Source organism: Paenibacillus barcinonensis (assembly GCF_003217495.1).
GTDB lineage: Bacteria > Bacillota > Bacilli > Paenibacillales > Paenibacillaceae > Paenibacillus > Paenibacillus barcinonensis.
Genome location: NZ_QJSW01000002.1, coordinates 146,818 through 172,197 on the forward strand (window position 1 = coordinate 146,818; position 25,380 = coordinate 172,197).

General features: G+C 47.2%; 27 protein-coding genes and 1 other annotated feature. Of the genes, 1 reads left to right on the plus strand and 26 read right to left on the minus strand.

The features are described 5' to 3' along the window. Positions 1 to 195: 195 nt before the first annotated feature. The 25 genes from DFQ00_RS03795 to DFQ00_RS03915 all read right to left on the minus strand — a co-directional run bounded on the left by DFQ00_RS03795 (position 196) and on the right by DFQ00_RS03915 (position 21,370). On the minus strand, positions 196 to 1,182 hold the full coding sequence (locus DFQ00_RS03795; protein WP_110894333.1) for an ABC transporter permease: 987 nt from the start codon (positions 1,180 to 1,182) through the stop codon (positions 196 to 198). Next, on the minus strand, positions 1,179 to 2,699 hold the full coding sequence (locus DFQ00_RS03800) for a sugar ABC transporter ATP-binding protein (RefSeq protein WP_110894335.1): 1,521 nt from the start codon (positions 2,697 to 2,699) through the stop codon (positions 1,179 to 1,181). Before DFQ00_RS03800 ends, DFQ00_RS03795 begins: the two co-directional genes overlap by 4 nt. 72 nt (positions 2,700 to 2,771) lie before the next feature. Beyond that, positions 2,772 to 3,869: a sugar ABC transporter substrate-binding protein gene (locus tag DFQ00_RS03805; protein ID WP_110894337.1), complete on the minus strand. Its 1,098-nt coding sequence runs from the start codon at positions 3,867 to 3,869 to the stop codon at positions 2,772 to 2,774. 220 nt (positions 3,870 to 4,089) lie between these two features. Next, entirely contained in the window at positions 4,090 to 5,568 is a 1,479-nt protein-coding gene (spoIVA, locus tag DFQ00_RS03810) for a stage IV sporulation protein A (RefSeq protein WP_110894339.1), read from the minus strand. A 421-nt stretch (positions 5,569 to 5,989) separates the two neighbouring features. Beyond that, positions 5,990 to 6,784: a hypothetical protein gene (locus tag DFQ00_RS03815; protein ID WP_110894341.1), complete on the minus strand. Its 795-nt coding sequence runs from the start codon at positions 6,782 to 6,784 to the stop codon at positions 5,990 to 5,992. Between the two features lie 55 nt (positions 6,785 to 6,839). Continuing rightward, a complete protein-coding gene (locus tag DFQ00_RS03820; RefSeq protein WP_110894343.1) occupies positions 6,840 to 7,199 on the minus strand; it encodes a 2Fe-2S iron-sulfur cluster-binding protein in 360 nt (119 codons plus the stop codon). After that, entirely contained in the window at positions 7,199 to 7,834 is a 636-nt protein-coding gene (locus DFQ00_RS03825; RefSeq protein WP_110894345.1) for a hypothetical protein, read from the minus strand. Before DFQ00_RS03825 ends, DFQ00_RS03820 begins: the two co-directional genes overlap by 1 nt. A gap of 85 nt (positions 7,835 to 7,919) precedes the next feature. Next, positions 7,920 to 8,099 carry a DUF2768 family protein gene (locus tag DFQ00_RS03830; protein WP_110894347.1) on the minus strand — a complete coding sequence of 60 codons (180 nt, stop codon included), beginning with the start codon at positions 8,097 to 8,099 and terminating at the stop codon, positions 7,920 to 7,922. Positions 8,100 to 8,274: 175 nt separating this feature from the next. After that, positions 8,275 to 8,550, minus strand: a complete 276-nt coding sequence (locus DFQ00_RS03835) for a stage VI sporulation protein F (protein WP_090917250.1) — start codon at positions 8,548 to 8,550, stop codon at positions 8,275 to 8,277. Between the two features lie 108 nt (positions 8,551 to 8,658). Then, a complete protein-coding gene (locus DFQ00_RS03840) occupies positions 8,659 to 9,699 on the minus strand; it encodes an NAD(P)H-dependent glycerol-3-phosphate dehydrogenase (protein WP_110894349.1) in 1,041 nt (346 codons plus the stop codon). Beyond that, positions 9,692 to 10,315, minus strand: a complete 624-nt coding sequence (plsY, locus tag DFQ00_RS03845) for a glycerol-3-phosphate 1-O-acyltransferase PlsY (protein ID WP_110894350.1) — start codon at positions 10,313 to 10,315, stop codon at positions 9,692 to 9,694. The genes DFQ00_RS03840 and plsY overlap by 8 nt, the downstream gene beginning before the upstream one ends. Before the next feature lie 11 nt (positions 10,316 to 10,326). Further along, positions 10,327 to 11,649, minus strand: coding sequence for a ribosome biogenesis GTPase Der (der, locus tag DFQ00_RS03850; RefSeq protein WP_110894352.1), 1,323 nt, complete (start codon positions 11,647 to 11,649; stop codon positions 10,327 to 10,329). Between the two features lie 183 nt (positions 11,650 to 11,832). Then, positions 11,833 to 13,047 (minus strand): 30S ribosomal protein S1, encoded by a 1,215-nt coding sequence (rpsA, locus tag DFQ00_RS03855; protein WP_110894354.1) that lies wholly within the window; start codon positions 13,045 to 13,047, stop codon positions 11,833 to 11,835. 135 nt (positions 13,048 to 13,182) lie between these two features. Further along, complete coding sequence (locus DFQ00_RS03860; RefSeq protein ID WP_110894356.1) at positions 13,183 to 13,770, minus strand: lysophospholipid acyltransferase family protein; 588 nt, start codon at positions 13,768 to 13,770, stop codon at positions 13,183 to 13,185. Beyond that, positions 13,767 to 14,471: a (d)CMP kinase gene (cmk, locus tag DFQ00_RS03865; protein WP_110894358.1), complete on the minus strand. Its 705-nt coding sequence runs from the start codon at positions 14,469 to 14,471 to the stop codon at positions 13,767 to 13,769. Before cmk ends, DFQ00_RS03860 begins: the two co-directional genes overlap by 4 nt. 104 nt (positions 14,472 to 14,575) lie before the next feature. Continuing rightward, positions 14,576 to 14,800, minus strand: a complete 225-nt coding sequence (locus DFQ00_RS03870; RefSeq protein ID WP_110894360.1) for a hypothetical protein — start codon at positions 14,798 to 14,800, stop codon at positions 14,576 to 14,578. An 80-nt stretch (positions 14,801 to 14,880) separates the two neighbouring features. Further along, positions 14,881 to 15,534, minus strand: coding sequence for a flagellar brake protein (locus DFQ00_RS03875; RefSeq protein ID WP_110894362.1), 654 nt, complete (start codon positions 15,532 to 15,534; stop codon positions 14,881 to 14,883). A gap of 144 nt (positions 15,535 to 15,678) precedes the next feature. Beyond that, positions 15,679 to 17,025, minus strand: coding sequence for a germination protein YpeB (gene ypeB / locus DFQ00_RS03880; RefSeq protein WP_110894364.1), 1,347 nt, complete (start codon positions 17,023 to 17,025; stop codon positions 15,679 to 15,681). Positions 17,026 to 17,161: 136 nt separating this feature from the next. Next, positions 17,162 to 17,335 carry a hypothetical protein gene (locus tag DFQ00_RS28975; RefSeq protein WP_167433586.1) on the minus strand — a complete coding sequence of 58 codons (174 nt, stop codon included), beginning with the start codon at positions 17,333 to 17,335 and terminating at the stop codon, positions 17,162 to 17,164. Between the two features lie 185 nt (positions 17,336 to 17,520). Next, positions 17,521 to 18,219, minus strand: coding sequence for a glutamic-type intramembrane protease PrsW (prsW, locus tag DFQ00_RS03890; RefSeq protein ID WP_110894368.1), 699 nt, complete (start codon positions 18,217 to 18,219; stop codon positions 17,521 to 17,523). Between the two features lie 43 nt (positions 18,220 to 18,262). Beyond that, on the minus strand, positions 18,263 to 18,877 hold the full coding sequence (locus DFQ00_RS03895) for a genetic competence negative regulator (protein WP_110894370.1): 615 nt from the start codon (positions 18,875 to 18,877) through the stop codon (positions 18,263 to 18,265). 188 nt (positions 18,878 to 19,065) lie between these two features. After that, positions 19,066 to 19,416: a hypothetical protein gene (locus DFQ00_RS03900; protein ID WP_110894372.1), complete on the minus strand. Its 351-nt coding sequence runs from the start codon at positions 19,414 to 19,416 to the stop codon at positions 19,066 to 19,068. Between the two features lie 96 nt (positions 19,417 to 19,512). Further along, on the minus strand, positions 19,513 to 20,286 hold the full coding sequence (locus DFQ00_RS03905; RefSeq protein ID WP_208643742.1) for a metallophosphoesterase: 774 nt from the start codon (positions 20,284 to 20,286) through the stop codon (positions 19,513 to 19,515). A gap of 38 nt (positions 20,287 to 20,324) precedes the next feature. Further along, positions 20,325 to 20,780, minus strand: a complete 456-nt coding sequence (locus tag DFQ00_RS03910; protein ID WP_110894376.1) for a hypothetical protein — start codon at positions 20,778 to 20,780, stop codon at positions 20,325 to 20,327. After that, positions 20,777 to 21,370: a type II CAAX endopeptidase family protein gene (locus DFQ00_RS03915; protein WP_110894378.1), complete on the minus strand. Its 594-nt coding sequence runs from the start codon at positions 21,368 to 21,370 to the stop codon at positions 20,777 to 20,779. The genes DFQ00_RS03910 and DFQ00_RS03915 overlap by 4 nt, the downstream gene beginning before the upstream one ends. Before the next feature lie 427 nt (positions 21,371 to 21,797). Continuing rightward, positions 21,798 to 22,030, plus strand: a binding site (T-box leader). A 203-nt stretch (positions 22,031 to 22,233) separates the two neighbouring features. On the opposite strand from DFQ00_RS03915, the gene serA reads away from it, so the two are divergent. Further along, on the plus strand, positions 22,234 to 23,829 hold the full coding sequence (gene serA / locus DFQ00_RS03925) for a phosphoglycerate dehydrogenase (protein ID WP_110894382.1): 1,596 nt from the start codon (positions 22,234 to 22,236) through the stop codon (positions 23,827 to 23,829). A gap of 99 nt (positions 23,830 to 23,928) precedes the next feature. Here serA and DFQ00_RS30065 read toward each other — a convergent pair. Then, a partial coding sequence (locus tag DFQ00_RS30065) for a BclA C-terminal domain-containing protein (protein WP_167433588.1) occupies positions 23,929 to 25,380 on the minus strand: 1,452 nt, incomplete at its 5' end.

A 25,380-nucleotide genomic window follows, 5' to 3' on the forward strand; every position in this document is an offset into this window, starting at 1 on the left:
ATGTCCTGAATGTTATACTGTGTTTCCGTTTTATAGGAAAATATACGTTCATACGCAAAAAAACGTCGGACATCCTGAGCGATGAACATGAATCTCCTTCTTCGGTAGACAGTCATTTCCAGCAAAATGCCGCCTGAAACAACGGGTGTTTCTGGCGTCGAACAAATTTTATACTAATACAGACAGCACACAATTTCAAGTGCGACTGCGGTTTAAAACATAAAATGTAACCGCCAAAGCGAGAACTAACACTCCACCTTTGACGATATCATGTGTAAAATACTGTACATTCATCATCGTCAAACCGTTGACCAGCACGCCAATCAGAACCGAACCAATAAACGTGCCGATGACATTCGGTTTCCCTGCGCCAAAGACAGAGAAGCCTACAAACACAGCCGCAACCGATTCCATTAACAATGGAGAACCTGCATCAATCTGACCAGACCCGACCTTCGACGCGTAAATGATACCCCCGATTGCCGCAAATATGCCTGCTGCTACATAGGCAAGGGTACGCACCTTTTTCACCTTGATTCCAGAGAGTCTTGCCGCCTCCTCGTTACCGCCTGTAATATACATCTGTCGACCGTATTTGGTGTACGTCAAAAAGATATGAACAGCAGCAACCGTAATCAGCAACAAAATAACCGAGATCGGCATGCCTAACCATTTTCCCTGTCCAATCAACAGAAACGTCGGGTCCATCTCTCCGGCAGCCTTGCTTCCATCCGGGAACTGCATATGATTGTAGATCGTATACCCTTGAGCATAGGTTTTGTGAATCCCCCCGATGATGTACATCGTGGCCAGTGTGGCTAACAGATCGGGAATACGCAGTTTAACGATAAGCAGCGCATTCAGCAGACCAATGACAGCTCCAATAACTAACGGCACAATAATCACAACCGCAAGCGGCTGTTGGTACCAGATCATCAGTGATGCCGTAACTACCGTTGTCAGAGACACGGTCGCTCCGACGGAGAGATCAAAGCCATCCACGATGAGGGACAACGTCACACCAATCGCCACAAAGGTAACAATCGAGATCGAACCCAAAATATCCGTCAGGTTACTGTAAGTGAAGAAATAAGGCAGCTTGATTCCAAAAAATGCGATAACCCCTATAATGACAATAATTGCGCCGTAACGAAACGCAAAATCCATTGATTTATCCTTCATGCTTCCACCTCTTGTCCACCGCTTGCATAATAAAGCAGCTGTTCTTGGCTTGTCTCGCCACGTTTGAACTCCTTCACAATAACTCCTTCACACATCACCGCAATACGGTCTCCAATCCCCAGTCCTTCATCCAATTCACAGGTGAAATAAATAACCGCTTTGCCTGCCAGAGCAAGTTCGTTGATGATACGAAAAATGTCACTTTTCGCCCCAATATCCACACCTTTTGTAGGCTCGTCGAAAATAAATACATCCGCTCCGGTTTCCAGCCATTTGCCGATTGCTACCTTCTGCTGATTCCCACCGCTCAGATACTTTACTTCCTGCTTCACAGAAGAGGCTTTAATGCCCAGCTGGTTCACCAGTGAATCTGCAAGCTGGCGCTCCCGCCTGCGATTAACAAATCCAAATGTGCTAAGGCGAGTAAGCAACGGAAGACTCAGATTTCGTTCCACATTTTCCTGAATCAAAATGCCTTGCTTACGTCGTTCCTCCGGCACAGAAACAATACCCAGAGCAGCAGCATCTGCGGGCTGGGACAGGCGCACAGAACGATTCTGCAGTCGAATCTCCCCTGCCTCCAGCGAGTCTGCACCAATTAACAGGCGGGAGCATTCCGTCTTACCCGCACCTACAAGCCCTACAACCGCAAGCACTTCACCCCGATGCACCTCAAGATCAACTCCCTTGACCTTGCCCCCCCTGCGCAGACCACGCGCTTCCAGCAGCAATTCACCTATCGGCGCTTCGATCTTCGGGAACTCCTCCTCAAACGGCTTGCCCAGCATTTGTGTAACCAGATCATTTATCGTCAGTCCGCTCGTTTCGCCTGTAAAAACATGGCTACCATCCCTCATGACGGTAACCCGATCACAATGACTCGTGACTTCTGCAAGGCGATGCGTAATAAAGATACAGGCTACCCCGCGAGCCTTTAACAGATGTACGATGCGAAAAAAAGCATCGGTCTCCTCCTGACTCAAGGGCGCTGTCGGCTCATCAAAAATAATAACCTTGGCATCCTGAATCAGAATACGCGCAAGCAGAATCATCTGCTTTTCGGCCAGTGTAAGATCAGAGACCTTCCGATGAATGTTTATGCTGTCAGCACCTAGCTGCTGCAATGCTTCCCTGGCACGCTGCTGCAGCGCTCTCGGGCTTTTCCACCAGCCACCGTCAGCGGAAGCCAATTGATCAAGCATGATGTTCTCGGCAGCAGTGAGCTGTGGAACTAAAGCAGCATCCACCTCCTGATATACACAGTGAATGGCACTGGCCTTCGCTTCTCGCGGTGAGCCAAGCTGGAGCTTGTAACCATTCAAACGAATGGTCCCCTCATCCAGTTGATACGCCCCCGACAATATTTTCATCAACGTGCTTTTTCCAGCCCCGTTAGCTCCAAGCAGCGCATGAATCTCACCGCCTATGACGGAGAAACGTACGTCCTTCAACGCCGGTATGCCAGAAAACTGTTTAGAAATATGCTCCATATCCAGCGATATCGGGTCCTTTGTCATGATGATGCCTCCCATCTGCTGTAATTCCTCTGTATTAAAAAAGCGCACCTTGAGGCGCGCCCATAACGCAGCTTACTTCGCAGTAATGCCGTATTCGCTCATCCAGTCCTTGATCCCCTGTGTACTGCCACCCCAACCTTCGACATATTGAGACAGCTCTGACGTCGAGATTTGTTTGTCAGGCAAAGCCTCACGCTGTACATACACCGGGTTAAGCACCACGGAATCTTCAGTCTGGTCTCCATTCAGCTTCTGGTATGCATAACGTACCTGTACACGTCCAATGTCGGTTGGATCAACAGCTGCGGAAGCGACCCAAGGATTTTTCGGGTCCTGAATCATTTGCAAATCCTCGTCACTCATATCAATGCCATATACCTTGATTTCGTCACGGCCCGCTTGTTGAATGGCACGTGCGGCACCTTTGGCAAATTCATCCCAGGCAGCCCATACCGCTGTAATTTCACCCTTTGGATATTGCTTCAGAATCGCTTCCATTTTCGCTTGAGTATCCAGTGCCGGGTTCTGAGCGGAACCAAATGCCGCAATTTCCTTGATCTCCGGGTTGGCTTTCAGGAATGCACCGTAAGCAAGCTGACGACGTTCCATTGGCGCAAAACCCGCCACCCATACTTTGACGATATTACCTTTGCCATTAATATCTTTTTTCATCTGCTCCAGCGTAAGCTCGGCCATTTTCTGGTCATTCTGCGATAACACGGTTGCTCCTGGCACGCTAATTGCTGCATCAAATACAACAACAGGAATCTTTTGCTCAACCGCTTTTTTTACACCTGGCTCCAGTAGCGAATCACCGTGATCCGTCAGAATAACATCGAATTTTTGATTAATGGCACTGTCGAGCAAAGATACCATTTTTGCTTTATCGTTATCTGCCACAAAAGTGGTAAGTTCACCACCGAATTTGGCAATTTCCTCTTTGACCCCTTGCACATACTGTTGTGAAAAAGTTCCTGTATTAAACTCCATGATCAGCGCCACCCGTTTACCGCTTAAAGGCCCTGTCACAGCTTCAGTCTTGGGTGTTTCCCCTGCGGCGCCGGATGCCTGAGATGCTGCGGGCTCCTTTTTAATTCCGCATGCGGATAATGCCAATGTAAATACCAGTAATACGCTCAGCCATAACCATTTCGAATTTGTTTTTCTCATGTCAGTCTCCCCCTGTTTTCGCTCTCTGTGACTTCAATCACAATCGTTGAATATTAATATAACGACTAATCCCCAGTATGTAAATAGGTTTTAATGATTTAAAGCTGAAACTCACTAAGTTTTTTGAAAACAATTCATCTCTTCATCCAGTTCATCCAGTATTAAGAAAAAAACAGACAGAAAAAGACCATGAGGTCATGCCTCACGGTCTTTTGGAAAACTAAAGTATGATGGCGATCAAACCGCCTGAGCCTTCGTTAATAATCCGTCCCAGCGTCTCTTGCAATTTATATCTGGCGTTGTCCGGCATCATGGCAATTTTGCCTTGAATGCCTTCACGTACAATGGAGTGCAGTGAACGGCCAAACATATCTGAATCCCATACCTTGATCGGATCGTTCTCAAAGTCCTGCATCAGGTATCTGACCAGTTCCTCACTTTGCTTCTCTGTTCCGATAATCGGTGCAAACTCTGACTCCACATCTACACGAATCATATGAATAGACGGTGCCGTTGCTTTCAGACGAACACCAAATTTGGTGCCCTGACGAATCAGCTCAGGTTCATCCAGTGCCATCTCGGCAAGAGAAGGAGCAGCGATGCCGTAGCCCGTCGTTTTGACCATCTCCAGCGCCTCCGCAAAGCGGTCATACTCCCTTTTCGCATGAGAGAACTCCTGCATCAGCTGCAGCAGATGATCCTTGCCCCGAATCTCGATGCCGACAACTTCCACGAGAATCTGGTCATACAGTTCATCTGGCGCATAGAGATCAATCTCGGCTACACCCTGCCCCATATTCATCCCACTCAGGCCCGCACGGTCAATGAACTCATATTCCATAAACTGTGAGACAACCCGATCCACGTCACGCAGTCTGCGAATATCCTTTACGGTATCCCGCACCGAATTTTCATAATTGCTGCGAAGCCAGTGTGTATCGTTCAGCACCATCACCCAGCTCGGCAGGTTGACATTCACCTCATGCACAGGGAACTCATACAATACTTCACGAAGTACACCTGTCACATCATCTTCTGTCATGGTAGCCGCGCTCAGTGTCATGACCGGAATGTCGTATTTCGCAGCCAGCTCGCTCCGAAGCTGAAGTGCTTCCTCACTGCGCGGACGAGTGGAGTTGATAATGAGCACAAACGGTTTGCCCACTTCCTTCAGCTCAGCGATGACACGTTCTTCAGACTCCACATAGGAGCTGCGGGCAATCTCGGCAATTGTACCGTCTGTTGTAACGACAACCCCAAGCGTCGAGTGCTCCTGTATCACTTTACGAGTACCAATCTCGGCCGCCTCCTGAAATGGAATCGGCTCTTCAAACCACGGCGTGGAGATCATACGCGGACCATTTTCATCCTCGTATCCCTTCGCGCCCTCCACGGCGTACCCTACACAATCCACCAGCCGGACATTAACATCCAGCCCCTCAGCCACTTTAATCTGGACTGCATTATTCGGTACGAATTTCGGCTCGGTGGTCATGATGGTTTTGCCTGCTGCACTTTGTGGAAGTTCATCCACTGCACGGGCACGATCAGCCTCGCTTGCGATGTTTGGCAATACGATCGTTTCCATGAATCGTTTAATAAATGTTGATTTCCCCGTCCGGACTGCGCCGACAACCCCGAGATAGATATCCCCTCCGGTCCGCTCAGCTATGTCCTTAAAAATGTCCACTTTCTCCAATGAAATCCCCTCCTTAAATTACTCCGAAGGAAAAATGCTAAAGAGCATCCGCTTCGTTTTTTCAATCAGAAGACTGAAATCCCTGCAACGGTAGAGCCGCCTTTGTGAGTGCCCGGAAGTCGTCCGCCGCCGAACGTTGCATTCTGATGAAACCGGCGAGAGCGGCGTTAACTCGTACATGCAATTGGACTAGTATCATCTTATGTATCCGTATGCGGCAATATGACGTGTTTTTTTGTTTTTTTATCTCATGATGGTGACATTCAGAACATCCCCCGATCCCGGACTGCGCGTCTTTATTTCAATCTACTGTATGAGAAAGCTCTTAGGTTTATGACACCCTCTCTCCAGTGCCACTATGTTTGAGCACAGAAAAAAGAGACATCCGTCGTGCACGGAATGCCTCTCTCAACTTCTAATTCTATGATGGATTCTGAACGGCCTGTGCGACAGGGATATTATTCTGCAATGAGTACGGGAGTGATTTGACAGGGACAAAATACGAATGAGTCAGCAAATGCTCACGCAAATCCGATGCAGGCTTGTCCGTAGATGTACCCTCTTCTTTCTCTAATGCCTGCATAATATCAAAAGCATAATCCACGTAGACTGTACCTTGGGCATCCATCATAAAGGGGAGCTCCTGACCTGTGTACACACTATGTAATGTAACAGCACTAGCCCCCGCCTGAGCAGCCTTATTCATATCTACCGCAACCAATCCCGGATACAGCTCTTCACCTGCTGGCAATTTCTGATTATGTACGGATTGATATTGGGTCACCATACGCTGTACATCATTCACCTTTTGCACTGTCTGTAAATCCATCACCTTTACTGTCGGTTTAACCTCTTCATTCAGCACCAGAAAGTAAGCGCTACCGCCATTTTCAAAAGCAGTTCCCGGTATGTCGTCAAGATAACCAAGCTGTTTAAGCTTGGACAAATCTATTCTAAATTTTTCATATTTCGGCGTATCCGCATCTGCATTCAAAATCGGGAGAACGCCCTGATCCTTCTGAAACGCATCCATTGCGCTCTGAATGCGGTTCACGCTTTCGCGATACGCTGTTTTGGGATCCGTATCGTGCTGAGCCTGATACAAGCAGCCACTCGTTGTCATAACAAGCAGCATCAGCAGCACCATTCCTGGTACCCGCTGTAAGAGACTCCTGCGTTTTGTTGCTCTCACCGGCTTGCTTCCATTCGTTATCATCTGCATCCCCCTCAAACATCGAACACATCAATATAAGCCTTCTCCACTTCTGCCATTATACAAACCAGTCGTCATCCTGCTCCTGCTGCTGCCGTTCAAGCTGCTTGCGTATTGCCGCCTTGAGCGGATCTTCAGGAACATGCACGGATAATGCACCACGCACTTTAGCCTGACACGAAAGCCTTGTTCCTTCCTCCAGTAGCCGTCCAAGCTTACGTTTCTCCGCATCCGTGGGCGGAAGCAAAGCCTTCGATTCGCCCTGCTCCACTCTCACCTTACACATCAAACAGGCTGCCTTCCCATCACAACGGGTCGTTATTTGGACACCAGCCCGGCGTGCAGCATGTAGCAGGGTCGTGCCTGGCTTGACCTTAATGGATTTGTTCATAGGTAAAAATGTAACAGCTTCCTGCATCATTGTTCCTCCCCGGCTTCTTCCGACCAAGCAAAGCCTACCAGCTCCTCCACTTCCGATCTGAAGCGGTCTGTCCATACGTTATGCCGACTTAGTACGTTCATGACAGGCTGATGAACCTCCGGCTCCTGACGCATTCGTATAGAGATTGGCACATACCGATCTTCACGTCCACGCAGAAGATTAAATAACAGTTCATGTGCTAGTGGCATCAGTCGCAGCCGGTAATCATAAACTCTCGTTTCAGGCGCATACAGAGCGAGCACATGCTCCACTTGCGTGCGATACCAGCTTTCACGGGCCCACACTTCAAACCCCCCGACCAGCTCCAATGAGCATGCACCTACCTGATAGTGACTGAGCAATGAGGCATATGGACCTGTTGTGTCTACTACAGGCTTGTCCAGTCTTCTTCCCGGTGCATCGTGATGCAGTGCTTTAGCTGCAACAATATCTGCATACACATCAATATCTCTCGGTGCTTGACTCAGCTCCACCCCTTGAAGAAGCAACCCGCAGCTGCCTCCCAGCAGCCAGGTATGCGGTTGGTTGTGCCAGGCTTTGGCCATCTCCAGCAATGCCAAATGTAATTCCGGATAACGCTCCGTCCAGCCCAGCGTTTCATTCTGCCCCACAGGCATACACTCCTCTCATCCGTCTTTTCCATATGTCCGTTCATTAGATGCGCTTATGCGGATGTTCTCTCTCCCGGAAGGGAAATCAAGTCAGAGAAGCGATTCCACCAACAAAACCGACAAGCATAATTAAAAATGCAATAATCGAAAGGATGCCTCGCACGAGCCCTTTTGTTTTGGCACGAGCAAAAGTAATCAAAAATACGGATAGTCCCATAATGAGGATGGCAACCAATGACAGCCACATCTTGTCCATAGCGCTCATAAACCAGCAGTCTCCCCTTCAATTCCGATATTCATCACTGACAATGTGACAATTGCAATTATTATAACATGAAATCGTGCGCATTTTTCCAATAAAAAGACAAAAAGCAAGCCAGCAGCTGCTGACTCACTCTTCGTTATACCTATTACCTACTGCCTTTATCAGGCATCATCTATTATTTTTTTATCATCATCTTCATCAACGATTCCATATTGCTTGGATTCAGTCCGCTTTTCTTGACTGCACTCACAATATCCTGAACCGTATCCTCAGATACCGGTATTTTCGCCATGGCGGATACTTGTTTGATCAATTGGCGTAGCTGAGCCTCATTCTGCATCGTTGTTGGCTTCACTGTACTTGCCAGCTTTTTGACAGCACCTTCCGTGATGGTTTTACCTGTTTTTTTGTTAATAGCCTTCAGTGCTTCTTTCGAAATGTTGTTGCCCATTCGTCTCCCCTCCTCCGGCAATACTCATGTGTATCATATGAGTCTGATGCGGAAAAGGTGAATAAGCTACATCATTTCATACCAAGCTGTCAGCACTACACAATCTACTCAGGAATGCCACTGCTCCCAGGTTTCCAGCTTCATGACCTCCATCTCGGTTTTCGGGTCCCGCCCCATCAAGGCTTCAACCGCATCCCTTGGCTGTCTGTTCTGGAATAATACATGGTACAATTGATCCGCAATTGGCATTTGTACCCCATACTTCTGAGAGATAAAATAGGCGGCCTGCGTGGTTCGAATCCCTTCGACAACCATGCCCATCGACTTCAGCACATCGTCCAGCTTCTGACCCTGGCCTAACATGGAACCCGCTCTCCAGTTACGACTGTGCTGACTTGTAGCAGTAACGACCAGATCCCCGATGCCTGCAAGTCCCGCAAAGGTTAATGGATTCGCCCCCATCTCAACGCCAATACGGGTAATCTCGGCAAGACCACGGGTTAACAGAGCGGCCTTGGCATTATCTCCGAATTGAAGCCCATCCGACATACCTGCTCCGAGTGCAATTATGTTCTTGAAAGCTCCTGCCAGTTCAACGCCGAGCATATCCCGATTTGTATACACGCGAAAATAGGCATTCATAAACAATCCCTGAACGGCCTCAGCAGAATCCTTATCAAGTGCAGCCACAACAACCGTTGTTGGACAGCGCTTTACCACTTCTTCAGCGTGACTCGGACCAGATAATACAACAATCCGTCCCTCTTCACACTCCAGTTCTTCCGAAATGACAGTAGACATCCTCTTCAGACTCTCCGTCTCAAAACCTTTCGTTGCATGAATGATCAGCATCTCAGGCTTGTAGAAAGGCTTGAACTGATGGGCAACCGCACGCATGGCGGATGAAGGCGCAACAATTAATACCGCTTTTGCACCTGCAACAGCCGCTTCCATATCACTGGTTGCCCGAATGCGGGGAGACAGCTCCGCACCAGGAAGATAACGTGTATTGGTATGCTGTGTATTGATCTCAGCTGCCTGTTCATCACTGCGTGTCCACATGACCACGTCCAGTTCGTTTGCGGCCAGCACACTGGCCAGGGCTGTTCCCCAACTGCCGGCAACCAATACAGCAACTTTTTTAGACAACGCGTTTTCCCCCTCCAGGGTTCTTTGATCCCAATTTATTTTCCTGTCCTTTGGCAAGTTTCGCAATGTTGGTGCGATGTCTCCAGAAGGCAAACAGACAAATAATCAGACTGCCCCAGAAAATACTCATGGAATATCCGGGCAAAATCAAGATGAAAACAGGAGTTAATGCAACGAAAATTAAAGAGCCCAGCGATACATAACGTGTCAACACGATCGACAAAATCGCAATGACACCTGCACAAAGAGCAGGCAAAAAGGCAAGGCTTGCCATAACCCCGATCGCTGTAGCAATGCCTTTTCCTCCACGGAAGTTAAAATAGAGCGGCCAATTGTGACCTGCAATAGCAGCAATACCACTGAAGGCAGCAACCCACGGTGAACCGTCACTCAGCCATAAGCCAATCCATACAGCTGCAATACCTTTGATTACATCCAGTAGCAGAACCGCAACAGCCGGCCCTTTACCCAAAATACGAAGTGTGTTCGTAGCCCCGGCATTACCACTACCATGCTGACGTATATCAATCCCCCGTATTGCTTTTGCAAGAAGAACACTAAAGCTGATTGAACCGAGCAGATAGCTCAGCACAATCGCAGCGATTGGTAAAATCACAAACTTCTCCCCTAACCTTCGTCGGACTTCCTCCGAGTAAATATACGAATTGGTGTGCCTTCAAAATCAAACGCTGCACGGATTTTGTTTTCCAGATAACGCTCGTACGAGAAGTGCATCAATTCAGGGTCGTTCACAAAAATAACCATGGTCGGCGGTTTAACCGCTACCTGTGTCACATAGTTAATTCTCATTCTACGCCCTTTATCCGTTGGTGGCGGATTAATGGCAACAGCATCGGATACAACATCGTTAAGCAGATGTGTCTGAACCCGCAGTGAATGCTGTTCTGCTACACGCTGTACCACAGGTAGCAATTTTTGTAAGCGTTGTTTTGTCAGTGCGGACAAAAAGACAATCGGAGCGTACGTCATAAAGAGGAAGTGGTCCCGAATTTTCGTCTCAAATTCCTTCATCGTTTTATCTGTTTTATCCACGATATCCCATTTGTTCACCACAAACAATGAAGCTTTACCCGCTTCAAAGGCATAACCTGCAATATGCTTGTCCTGCTCAATGATGCCTTCTTCGCCATTAATAACAATCAGCACAACATCAGCACGTTCGATAGCACGCATTGCACGCATCACGCTGTATTTCTCCGTCGTTTCATATACTTTACCGCGCTTGCGCATACCAGCCGTATCAATCAGCACATAACGCTGCCCGTCTTTTTCAAAAGGAGTGTCAATTGCATCACGGGTTGTTCCAGCTACGTCGCTGACAATAACACGTTCCTCACCCAAAATTGCGTTTACCAGTGAAGACTTACCGACATTAGGTCGTCCGATCAGAGCTACACGAATGACATCATCATCGTATGTCTCTTCCTCAAGTTCAGGTAATTTCTCCACAATGGCATCAAGCAAATCACCAATGCCTGTACCGTGACTACCGGATACACCAATCGGATCGCCAAAACCGAAGCCATAGAACTCATAAATCAGCTCACTGCGTCCAATGTTATCCACTTTGTTCACGGCTACAACGATCGGCTTGCCCGAGCGATAAAGCATCTCTGCAACTTCCTCGTCAGACTGTGTAATGCCTGCTTTGGCATCACACATAAACACGATCACATCCGCTTCCTCGATCGCCAGTTCCGCCTGCATACGGATGGACTTCATTATGACGTCTTCACCGTCAATTTCGATACCGCCTGTATCAATAATGCTGAATGCTTTACCGTTCCATTCACCGATTCCGTAGATCCGGTCGCGGGTAATGCCCGGCTTGTCTTCCACAATGGCCAGTCTGTCGCCGATAATTCGATTGAAAATGGTGGATTTACCCACATTCGGTCGGCCGACAATTGCCACAACTGGTCTTGCCATACATTCCACTCCTCCTGTCCATACTTACGTTTCTCATCATAGCAAAAAAGCTATGTCTTGGCTAACGTTTCGTAGCAAAAATCTCGCAATAACAACAATCGGCGAACCCGCTAGGGCTCGCCGATCTTGCTTTTATTGTCAGCAAAATATGCAGTATATAACTAAGAACCATGCATGTATAACTTATTTGAATTTGCTGAGTTTGTCGCCAAACAGTTCGCCGAGCGTAGTGCTCATACCTTGATTGTTCAAGGACACGTTAGGATTGTTGATTTCTTCACGAGGCGCATTGTTTCTTGCTGGTCTTTCTGATTTTTGCGGTTGAGCAGGAGCTTCTTCTGTTTCCTTAATGCTCAGGCTTACACGCTGTTCAGCAGGGTTCATGTCCAGAATTTTAACCTGAACCTCTTGACCTTCTTTCAGCACTTCATGCGGAGTGCCAATGTGTTTGTGGGAGATTTGCGAGATGTGCACAAGTCCCTCAACACCAGGAGCGATTTCAACGAAAGCACCAAAGTCAACCAGACGTTTAACAACACCTGTTACGATGTCGCTAGTGTTGAATTTGTCGCCAGCTGTTTCCCAAGGTCCTGGTTGTACAGCTTTCATGCTCAGGCTGATTTTTCCTTTTTCAGGGTCAACTTTCAGCACTTTAACGTTAACTTTGTCGCCTTCCGACAATACGTCAGATGGTTTGTCAACGTGAGTCCAAGCCAGCTCGGATACGTGAACCAAACCGTCAACTCCGCCTACATCAACGAATGCACCAAATTGAGTCAAACGTTGAACAGTACCTTCGATCACTTGACCTTCTTGCAAACCAGCCATAACCTGTGCTTTGTTTGCTTCGAATTCTTGATCCAGAACGTCTTTTTGGGAAAGGATCACTTTGTTGTTCTCACGATCGATCTCTTTCACTTTAACGCGCAATGTGCGTCCTTTGTAATCACTGAAATCTTCAACGAAATGACGCTCAACCATAGAAGCTGGAATAAATCCACGAACGCCCACATCTGCAACCAGACCGCCTTTAACAACATCGCCTACAACAACTTCGAAGACATCTTGATCTTCAAAATGCTTTTGCAGTTGCTCCCATGCGTTCTCACTGTCAATTGCACGCTTGGACAGAACGAGTTTTTCTTTCTCGTCGTCGATGCTAAGAACCTTAGCTTCAACTTCTTGTCCAACTTCTACTGCATCTGATGCGCTGTCAACGTGAAGCGAGGACAATTCGCGAATTGGAATAACACCGTCATATTTATATCCAATGCTTACATAAGCTTGGTTATCTTCCAATTTGACGATGGTTCCTTTTACGGTATCTCCTTTTTTCAAGGAAACGAATTGATCCAACTCATCTTGGGTTGCTTCTTGATTTTTCATTTCTTCCGACATGTCAAATACCCTCCTCAATTCAAAAACCCCATTATATTCAAACCTGCCTTGGCAGAGTTCAAAACACTTTCATGCGAATGCACTTGATATAGCTTCCCTCAAAAATATGGAAACATGCATTCCATACAGACAGCCTTATTTGCTAGGCACGCCCGTTTTCACCATTTCATTAATTTTGGACATAATCTTCTCGGTAGCTCGCTCCAGAGCATCTCCAGATGGATCTTCCTTGAACTCGTCCAGATTAACCGGTGCTCCATATACTACTTTCATCTTACGAAAAATCTTGTAGTTGCCGATAATAGCAGCAGGGATGACCGTAGCACCGCTGCGGAGAGCAAAACTCGCTGCTCCCTTTTTGCCAATTCCTCCATCATTGTGACGACTTCCCGCAGGGAAAATGCCGAGCACCTCGCCACCACGCAAAATGTTAAGTGAGGTTTTGATGGATTCCTTGCTGACGCCTCCTCTTTTCACAGGGAAAGCACCTACAGCTTTAATAATTGGCCCAAGTACCGGAACATCAAACAATTCGCTTTTCGCCATAAATCTCACTTGACGGCGAATTTTGATGCCAACGGTTGGCGGATCAAAGTTGCTGATATGATTGGAGCATAGAAGTACGCCGCCGTCTTTCGGGATATTCTCCCGTCCAACTGCCTCCAGGCGAAAAAGAATGGTGTACAAGATCCGCAGTACTGTTTTGCAAAACGTGTAAATCATAGACCGCCCTCTCCTCTGACCATTGTGCAATAAGATACGATTATGTCAACCACTTCATGGATGTTCATCTCCGTTGTATCCAGAACGATAGCGTCCTCTGCACAACGCAGCGGGGAAACCTCCCTGTTCTCATCCAACTTGTCACGGGTGGCAATGTCTCGCTCCAACTGCTCCAACGTCAGACCTTCGGATGGCTCCAGTTCTTTGAAGCGGCGAAGTGCACGCTCCTCCACACTGGCCGTCATGAAAATTTTCACTTCCGCATCGGGCAGCACTGTTGTTCCGATATCGCGTCCATCCATTACGACGCCCTTGCGCAAAGCCATTTGCCGCTGAGTATCCACTAACTGCGTACGCAGCCCCTCGATTTGCGCATATCGAGACACGATTCCCGTTACTTCACGGGAGCGGATTTCCGAGGTTACATCCTCTCCATTACAGAACACTTTCTGTCCACCCCGATCTGGCTGTAAATCAATAACCAAATCCTGAGCTTCGAGAAGCACCTGAGTCATATCTTCCGGAGAAATATCTTTCCGAAGCATATGCAAGGATACTGCACGGTACATTGCGCCTGTATCGACATAAATGTAACCGAGCGCCTCTGCAACCAAGCGGGCCACCGTGCTTTTTCCGGCACCAGCAGGTCCGTCAATTGCAACGTTCATTTTCCCGTTTTCTGATGTGTTCTGGCTTGCCAACGGGGCATTCCTCCTCAAACGATAAACCTCAATAAAAAAACAGGCATTGCCTGTCATCGTGAAAATTATACCACACTCTACACATGGATGCAAAAACAGACAAATCAGCCAACCCCATCTCTGTTTGTGCTTTGCAAATGAATCGGGGTGCCTTCAAGCCGATCAATCGTTGTCATTATTTTCTTCAAGCCCGGTACAAGCAGCAAGAGCTGGTAAAGGAAAGCAAGGATGATAAGAAATAAAATAAGACGCAGCACCCTCCGCTCCATTCGTTTGGAACACAGGGTGTAGAGCCGTTCAAACCTTCGGGCAGCAAAACGTCTGTTCATGGAATCCGTCTCCTTTTTTGCCTTACGTTTCCCAGGAGCATCCCGCTTTATGCTTGTTTGCAGCCCTATTTGGTATTATTTTATTTCATGCGATAATCCAGTTGACGTTCAAAGCAAAATTTTATTACTTTCTGACGTTCCGAATCCATAATTTGCGAAAACTTCAGCATGCCCAGCTCACGGCCCGATTCCAGCTTTTTGATCCGAACCACCTCAGCCTCGAATTGAACATGGTCAATTCCACCATTGCGATAAGGCACCAGCAGCCAGCATTTCAGCCTCTGTCCCTCCTGAATTTTAAACGCTGGCTCGCAATAAATAGATAGGCCCCCACCGCCGATATCTTCAGTCAGCATTACCGCACGGGTAAGATCCTCCCCCTGAACAGCCAGTTCAAGACTGGCATGCACACGAAGAAAGCTGCGACGCTGAATTTTCGAGATTTCTTCAAGCAGCGGTTTTCTGATGCGAACAAGCCGAATGACGTCCTCCTCAAACCCCGTAACGTACGTGTTGAAATAATGGCGGACTCCGCTCTCGTTTATATAGGATATGGACAGTTCTTCTCCGAAAAAGAGTTTCTTCAAACGGCTGTTGCTTTGTTGCATCGGAACCTCAATCAAAAAACTGTTTTCATCTGCATCTGCAATACGTGACTTGTATTCTTTTTGCTCTTCTTTTTCATCAGCCGATGCGATTTGAATATATAACACTTCGTTTATTTTAGGAAACAATCGGTTCACCGCCAATTATGTATTTATGTATTTATCTATAGCATTGTAATTGCAAGCATTATTATATCATGACACATCTGACATGGATCAAGAAAAAAAACAGGCCAGCTAAGTGACCTGTCTTCAAATACACGTATAGTGTTCTCAGGAAGTTGCGTTCACCGGCTTAATCTCTTCCACTGCTTCTTCCATTCCGGTATTCGCATTAATGTAAATCCGATAGCGCGAACCGTTAATTCGGCCACCAAACTCATGACAAAGCACTTCTTTTCCAAACTCATTCTCGATTAACGATTTACGCACATAATTTTCTTTGAAGTCCGGATTCAGCTTTTGACGTGCCTGCTCAGCTGTAAGACCCGCTTTTGGAATCTCGCGTTTATCATTATGCTCATATACAAAGTCACTTGCCTCGAACCCCGTTACATTCCCTGTATCCAGCCCTACACGCACAGACATCTTCTCAGGGTAAATGAGTGTATCCCCTTGTTTTCGCACATACGTAAGGTTGCCGAGATTGCCAAATTCATCATAATTGACTGCCTGCATATTTTTGTAGCCCTTATTCACCAGAAATTGATCTGCCTGCTTCATTGCCTCTTGTCTGGAAACCTTTTTGGCTCCAACCGGTCGGGTGTCGCTATACGAGATCAGCATTCCACCATTTCGGGTGAAATCCATCATCAATTTTCCGTTTTTCGCATGCTCGGCAGTTGCCGTATACGATTCCCAGTCAGTTCCTTTCCCGTTCTCCTGAACCTGAATTTGACCGGTTTCCATATCCGCAAATTTGGCTGCTTTCGCCTGAATTTGTTCTTTAGATACGGGAAGCCCGCTAAGCTTTTTGACAGACCGTTTAGCAAACACATTGGATACCGAAGGCCCCCAGTCAAGTTCTGGGTATTCCTGCACCTTTTTGTTCACTGTACGGAAGCCATCCACAATTGAATTATCATTCATCTGCCCCTGTGTCGCCATAGCTGTTTCGGCGTCCATCCAGCGCAGCCGGTCAGATAGCACTTTTTGCTGTACTTCCTTCAGATTTTTCGTAATTTCCGAAGAATTTTGATACAGCGTCTTTAAATTGCCTACTTCCTTCTCACTCAGTGGTTCCTTCGTTAAATCACGCATGGATGCATGATACGCAAATTTCGAAATGCGCGAGAGAAACTCCTCTGCATCATTAAAAGGCAGCATCGTCAGAGGCAACTGATTGATCTCATTTTGAGCTTCACTGGTGAGCCTCCAGACATTCATGAGCCCTTTACGATGCATACCTTGTGAGGTTGAATGCACCGCAAGTGTGTTGCCAATCTCCGAATGCAATTTGTCCATATGAAACGAGAGATCATGAAACGCCCGCTGATACTGGTTCTCCGCCTTGATCAGTATCGCATTTTTTTCTTGATTCTCCTGGTATCCCCATACAAGCGCGCCGATCAGGAGAACTGCAAATATCGGAAACATTACTGAACTTAGTCGTTTATACACGGTAGATTCTCCTTTCTTCTAAACCACTGCCTTTATTGTGGATCGAAGAAAGAGCTCTTATGCATGCGATTTCCAGCCAGCACGATTTTTGACTTGTAATAACATGGAGCAAGCCCCATTTGGGAGCTATTCCCGCTTAGTTCAGTTGAAACCCGGTAAGCATACCTTCTTCTTCAATCTCAAACTGATCCTTGTTATCGCAAAGACACTGCTTGAACCCTGTTTCAATCCGGTCTCGTTCCTTTCTGCCTCTCAGTGTAAACCGCTCACCACATTGCTTGCACCTGATTTTGATCTTGATTCTGCTCATCTGACATCCCCGTTTCATATCGTCGTTCCCCAGGTCAGGCTGTGTCTGAAAACGCTGAAGGACGCCAATTTGCCGAATATTCGTTCCAAGCCAGCAGGTTTCAAGACACGCCTTAGTCAATATAAAAAAACACACCGGGGTCTAGGCGCATTTCGCGCTTTATGTCCACCAGTGTGTCCGTATTTTTATAATTTAACCTCTTCCTCGCGCTTTACAAAACGAAAAGGCGAACGGTTATTAGCCCGTGTAATCTTGCCTACTGCTCCGTACCACAGACCCGCCATCAGAGGTGCAATGAACCATAACCAATGATTCACCATCGTGTTCATGATTACATCGTATAAGGCATGCCAGAAGAACGGCAAAACCAAAGACAGTGTAAGGTACCATCGCTTTTTCTTCTCATCGTCAATAAACTTGGCCTTGCCCATATAGTATCCCATAATCACTGCAAACATCGCATGACCGGATACCGGGAGAAGCGCTCTGAGAAACATGGCCGATACCGATGCATTGCCCGCAATTGCATACAATACATTTTCGACCGTGGCAAATCCCAGTGATACAGCAACAGAATATAATATTCCGTCATAAGGCTCGTCAAATTCGGTGTGATTATAAATAATATGATAGATCACAAACCATTTGACAAACTCCTCAACCCCGCCCGAGATTAGAATAGATTCAAGATAGGGATTATCCCCAAGCCAAAGCATCATGCCCCGTTGGATAATCATCACAGGCAGCACAATGAGTATACCCATCAGAAATACCCTCAAAATCATATGAAGCGGCTCATAATCATACCGGTCTTTAAGATAGAAGTATGTTAACAAGGCGAGACCCGGAGCAACTGCTGCGACTAAGACCGAAAACAAAAGCACCGAATTTCCCTCCTCTGACTTGTAACACGATTAGAACCGGTGTTTAATCCTGACGTTTGAAGTGTGTGCAGATTAATTCAACCGCTTGTTCAGACATAACCACTTTCCCGTACTCTTCCATCACGGCAGGAGTAACGGAGGAACCTTCACCAAACTCCGCAAGCAAAGCAATCAATGCGGCATGTTTGGAAGCATCTACGTCATCTGGCTCAAAATGCAAGAACCATTTATTTTTATAAGAATACAGTTTTCCCGCATCCGTAACATGCTGACGTAACATATGGGCAGCCTCAATCAAAACTTCGAAATCCTTGAATGCGTATACGATGGAATCACTTTGCTCCAGTGTAACTTCCATTTCATATACTTCTTCAGGAAGATCATCTTCATGACCTGAACCATATTGTTGCGGATCATATTTTCCACGAGTAACAATGACAACCATCCCTTGAGCGGGAAGTGCGAATACTTCAACAGCCAGCGGACCTGTAGCATCAAAGCCAAGTTCAGAATAAGCCTGGTCCATCATTTCAGTGAACAGTTCATGTACCTTAGGTAACTCCTGCCACATATCTTCTTTTTGTATTCCGCGCTCGCTCAGATCGTCAAAGGTCAGGAAAATCCGTATCTTATCGTGACTTAGTCGTTCTATTTTCATACAGGATCTCCCCTTTATAAGCAAGTCTTATAACAGATTATGAAGCACAAAACAATATGTGCTGAAAATAAATCTATGTAGTTATGTTATCATTTTATACCTCTAAATGCACGAAGTAAAATCAACAAAAAAAAGAATCAATCCACAGCCAATCGAGACTGTGGTTGATTCTTCGTCACTGTTTTGTTTTATAAACCCGGGACGGTGGTGTTGGTTTGACTCAAAATTTGCTCCACCTCATGCTTAACATCCGGGTTCGTGCGAATGAAATCTTTAAGCATGTTCATATTCTCTTCTTTTTCCTGCGGTGATACTACTCTGCTGCTCTTGGGTCCTGTCTTATGGGGTTCAGTATGGTGATCCGGCTTACTGCTGAAACCGTCCATGCCAGGAAAAGTCATCTCCATCATTTTGTGTTTGGCCTGATCAACAACGTTCCGTGATGAGCCTGAAGACAGCATCGGCAATCTGCCTTTGGCTAACCAGGAGCTGGCAGCCACACCGACAACAATACCCCAGAAAAAGGATGACGCCTTCATTACACCAACCTCCTTTAAGTGTTAAATCACATGTAGTGTTTGCCGGGGAGGCCGATCTCATTCCGCATAAATACAGGAAAGCAAAAAGCCCGGCATCTACTGATCCGGGCTTTCTGAGGCAGGTGAGCGCAGTGTAATCAGATGTATCTCGGCGGGGCAACCTAATCTAAGGGGCAGATGATTTGTGCCATACCCTCTGCTCACCAGCATTTTCCCATTTGGAATATCTCGTTTGTTTCGTTTTAAGGAAAACCAGCCGGATGCCACACCGCGGTATGCCCTGTTCAGGAAGATGGGACCAAACCATGGCAACACCAGTTGTCCACCATGGGTATGTCCACTTAATACAAGATCAGCATCTACTTCTAATGCCAGAGCCTCCAGTGGATCATGAATCAAAACAATCGTGCAATCGTGATGTCCCAGGTTTTGAAGCAGCTCTTTTGACTGTCTGGAACGGTAATCCAGCCCTACCAGCCTGAGTTGATCCGCTCCCTTTTGCAAATAAACCGTCTTGTCCTGCAGAAGCAGCACCTTGGAGTCCTTTAAAATCCGGTCCAACTGGGCGCTGCCCGCCTTTTTGTCATGATTACCATATACCGCAAAGGCCGGGGCCAAACTCGACAGCAGACTCATATTATGCCTTACAATCGACCAAGGAATTCCTTCCTCGGCAATATCCCCGCCAATCAACACCCAGTCAGCCTTCCCCTTGCACATCTCAATATCCGAGGTTTTCAGCAGGCGTTTATGCATATCGGATATATACAAAATGGCGGTGCCGTCAAATGCTGATGGAAGATTCATCAGCTCTACGTCATCCTGCTTCAGATCGCATGACCGGGCTTCAAGCCACATATGCAACAGCATTGCAGCTGCTGTTAACGCCATAATTGAAAAAGTGAATATCATTCCCACGGTAAAGGCAGGAAGGTGTTTAAAGGAGGCGCTCCTTTGATGCCCCACCACACCAATCCAACGGTTAACATGATGAAAATAAATATGAGCGAATTAACAAATCTTTTGCTTAACTTCAAACGTCTTGAAGGATGCAGTTCGGTCCGGGTAGGCAATGAGCTCGCCTCTGAAACCGAGTCCTGCTGCTGATTCGCCGCTTTTTTGGAACGGCTCGGTGCCCGCTGCGGTAAAACAGGGCTTTCCAGTGCAGATGCATAGGAATGACGCTGTGACCGTGGCAAAGTGATTGAAGTAATGGGTGGAATACCACCCGTTTCGGCAGCAGCTGCCGTTTCAGCGACCAGACTGGTCTGGGCAATGGTGCGGCGCTCGATTTTCTCTTTTTTATCCGAGTGACGCTGACGTTGACTGCCATATGTTTTCATTCTGCTTAATGGCTGACTCATGATCCCCTCCGAAAACGTATCGCCAAACCGGATACCAGGTCAATCACAAAGTGACATAGAATGGGTGCCCACAACGTACCAGACTGCAAATAAATCCAGCCCAGTCCGTAACTTGAGAGAAAGACCCATCCTGTAGGAATCCAGTGGCGAAGATAACGAATGTGAATAACTGCAAATAAAATACTTGTCCAGTACGGACCTATGACATGTTGTATCGCACCGCGGAACAGCAGTTCCTCGCACACAGCCACAATGGCTGCAATACATACAATATGCCAGATTGGACGCCCGCGAAAAAGAAGCTCGTTAATGCCGCCGTCATCCATACTTTCCTGCGGTATAACATAGGACAGTACCAAGTCCATGACAAGCATAATACCCGCCAGACCAAGACCCCACCATAAAAATTGAAGATGCTCAGGCAAGGCCAGAATCTCTAACAGATTCCTCTTTTGCAGCAGAATCCATACAACACCAATAATTAATGTCAGTCCCTGAGTGAAATAAAGGTTAATTAATAATAAGCGCTCGGTTAACTGCTGCGGTTCGGCCTTCCGAATTTTGAATTTTGGAAACTTCTTATTTTTCATTGCATGCGTCTGTCCCTTAAGTTATTTAATAGCATTAATAATTTCATTGACCAGTTAAAACATTTCCCTCCACCAGGCCCAAAATATTTTGATTCACCAATCTGAAATTATTTCATTCACCAATCCGATAGTATACTAAATGATAGCCAAAAAACCAATCTGGTTCAAGGCCTGTCCCAAGTCCCGGGTATTCACCCTGAAACGTTACTTCATTAATGCGATGAAATTGGTTTCGTGAAACAGCAGGATTAAGTCGTTTTCACTCGAAATCCCCCCTCTTTATGAAAAGGACAGGCTCTATAAATGTGTAGCAGGCTCAACAATTATATAGGTGGAATTAAAACATTTAAGCCTATTGACATGCTCATGTCAGCCATGATACATTATGAAAAAATTAGTCGCGTTAAACACGATGATAATAAAGACGTTAATTACGATGATGGAAAAAAGACGTTGCAGTGTCTTTCAGAGAGCCGATGGTTGGTGCAAATCGGTGGCAGGCAAATGTTCTTGAGCGCTCCTGAGTTATTGCATTGAAACTGGAGTAGGTGCAATCGGTTTAGACCCGTTATCCTCTTCGGTCTTTCATTAGACCGCTAAGACTGTCGTTGCGAAACGGCAGTGAATTAGGGTGGTACCACGACAACTCTCGTCCCTTATTGCGCAAGCAGTATGTGGATTGAGAGTTTTTTTGATTGTTTTTGATAAAATGAGTCCTGTGGAATCACCCTGTTTGTTTACCCTATTCCTCTGCTACAGTACCGCGTTGTTGGAGGGAAGAATCATTTGGTTTTAAGGAGGTTCTCCTGACGGAGATCAATCCTTGACGAATATAGATATACAAATCCAAGGAGGAAGAAACCATGTACAAAGTGTTAGTGTCGGACCCAATCAGTGATCTGGGAATTCAGCAGCTGGTGGATGCAAGTGATGTTGTTGTTGAGAAGAAAACCGGTCTTAGTGAAGATGAGCTTGTTGCCATTATCGGTGATTATGATGCACTCCTCGTTCGCAGTCAAACACGTGTTACCGAACGTATTATGACAGCGGGCACCAATCTTAAAGTCATTGGACGCGCAGGCGTTGGCGTTGACAATATTGAGCTTGAACCTGCTACACAACGCGGTATCATCGTTATTAATGCACCTGACGGAAACACCATTACCACTTGTGAGCATACTTTTGCCATGATGATGGCACTGGCGCGGCACATTCCACAAGCTTATGCCAAGACCATCCAAGGTACATGGGATCGGAAAACCTTCCTCGGTGTGGAATTGAGAAATAAAACGCTGGGTGTGCTCGGTATGGGACGGATCGGCAGCGAGGTTGCCAAACGTGCCAAAGCCTTCGGAATGGATATTCTCGCGTATGACCCTTTCCTTACAGAAGAGCGTGCGGAAAAAATGCAAGTGAAGCTGGCAAGTGTGGATGATATTATCCGCAATGCAGACTTCATGACGGTTCACACACCACTGACTCCAGAAACTCGTCATATGATTTCCCGTCCACAGTTTGAAGTGATGAAAAAAGGGATGAGAATCATCAACTGCGCACGCGGCGGCGTTATTGACGAAATGGCACTTGTGGAAGCTATAGATGAAGGTATTGTAGCCGGTGCAGCATTTGACGTATTTGAGAGCGAGCCACCTGCGGCAGATCATCCGTTCCTCAACCACCCAAGCATCATTGTTACACCGCATTTGGGCGCATCCACGGTAGAAGCTCAGGAGAATGTAGCTATTGATGTATCCGAGCAGGTTCTTCATATTCTTCGTAATGAACCGTTCAAAAATGCTGTAAATATGCCACCTGTAGCACCAGCGGTTATGAACAAGCTGCAGCCATATTTCAAACTGGGTGAGACGCTGGGTAGCTTTGCTGCTCAAATCACACAAAATGCTGTGCAAGAGATTCGCATTGATTATGCGGGTGAACTGTCCGAAGTGGATACATCACCATTAACACGTTATATCGTGAAGGGTGTTCTGGCCAGACATTTGGGCGGAGAAGCCAACATCGTTAACTCCATGCACCTTGCCAAAATCCGTGACTTGAATGTTGTAGTCAGCCAAACCTCGGCCACTAAAGGCTTCACTAACCTGATTACCGTAACTCTGGTGACCAATCAGGATGCGGAAGAACGCCGTGTTGCAGGTACACTTCTTGCCGGGTACGGTGAGCGGATCGTTCGTCTGGACAAATTCCCGGTAGATATCGCTCCGGAAAGCCACCAGATTCTGATCTCCCATAATGATAAACCGGGTATCATCGGGCGTGTAGGTACATTGCTTGGTCAAAATGATGTAAACATCGCCTCCATGCAGGTAGGCCGTAAAATTATTGGCGGTGCTGCGATCATGATTCTGACCGTAGATAAAGAAGTACCAAAAGATGTGCTGGTTCAGCTCACAGCTTTGCCTGAATTGAACACAGCCGTCGAGATTGTATTGGGCTAACATCGAGGCTTTTGTTATACACAAAAAAGAGGCGGGAACGATCATGTTCCCGTCTCTTTTTGCTTTAAAATGTGCATTGTTGTGAAATCGTGAAATATTTTAACTTAATTGAATAATCGTTAATGTTGCCCCTGGTGGCGCAAGAACAGCCGTGGCCACAAGGCCGAAGAGTTGAAGCTGGATCGTTGAGCCAGCAGTAACTGTGATGATGAAGTCTGACTGCAATTGACTCAGGGAAAGAGCAGGTGAGACCACACTCGCCGGAACGGATGCTCCGTTAAGCAATACGCGTGATTGAATTAACGCGGCGGCTGTTAGACTGATTTTGTAAGTGATGTAATAGCGTCCAGCGTTAGTTAAGGTAAAGGTATCGTTAGATCCGTTAACTGTAATACCTGTGCCAATGTTTTGATTGTTGGCCAGCGGGATCAAGGTGCCTCCCAAAATAACAAGGATCGTACCGCTCGTATTTTCTGCAAAAGAGGAGTTTGCCGTTACCGATGTTCCCGTGGCTCCCGTTGCACCGGTATCTCCTGCTACACCCGTTGCCCCCGTTATGCTTACACCCGTAGCCCCAGTGGCTCCGGTTGCTCCAGTCGCCCCCGTGGCTCCAGTTGTACCAGTCGCGCCGGTGATACTTGCACCTGTCGCTCCAGTGACCCCGGTTCCTCCCGTTGCACCCGTTACTCCATCCGTTCCTGTTGCCCCCGTGGCTCCAGTTGTACCAGTCGCGCCGGTGATACTTGCACCTGTCGCTCCAGTAACCCCGGTTGCTCCAGTCGCACCCGTTACTCCATCCGTTCCTGTTGCACCCGTGGCTCCGGTTGTACCAGTCGCGCCGGTGATACTTGCACCTGTCGCTCCAGTGACCCCGGTTCCTCCCGTTGCACCCGTCACTCCAACCGTTCCTGTTGCACCCGTGGCTCCAGTTGTACCAGTCGCGCCGGTGATACTTGCACCTGTCGCTCCAGTGACCCCGGTTCCTCCCGTTGCACCCGTCACTCCAACCGTTCCTGTTGCACCCGTGGCTCCAGTTGTACCAGTCGTGCCGGTGATACTTGCACCTGTCGCTCCAGTTGCTCCAGTTGAGCCTGTATCTCCAGTCGCTCCAGTAGTTCCGGTTATGCTGACGCCTGTAGCACCAGTTGACCCAGTTGATCCAGTTATACCGGTAGCCCCAATTACTCCGCTTGCCCCAGTAGGTCCTGTTGCCCCGGTTCCTCCAGTAGTTCCGGTAGTTCCCGTTACACCAATATTACCCGTTGCACCTGTAATCCCTGTTGCTCCAGTCGAACCTGTGCTGCCTGTAACACTCAAGCCAGTAGCTCCCGTTACCCCCGTTGCACCCGCAGCTGCCAGTAACGTGTAATCTGCCGAAGTGCCTGGCGTTCCCGCTGGTGATGCCACATTTGCAATATATGTGCCGCCATTATATGTCACGATCTGACCTGCTAGATAGGTCGGCGCAACCGCCGGATCAAATGCAACGACGCCCGTTAAGCCCACACCCGTCGCTCCTGTTGGGCCCGTTGCTCCAGTCGAACCTGTGCT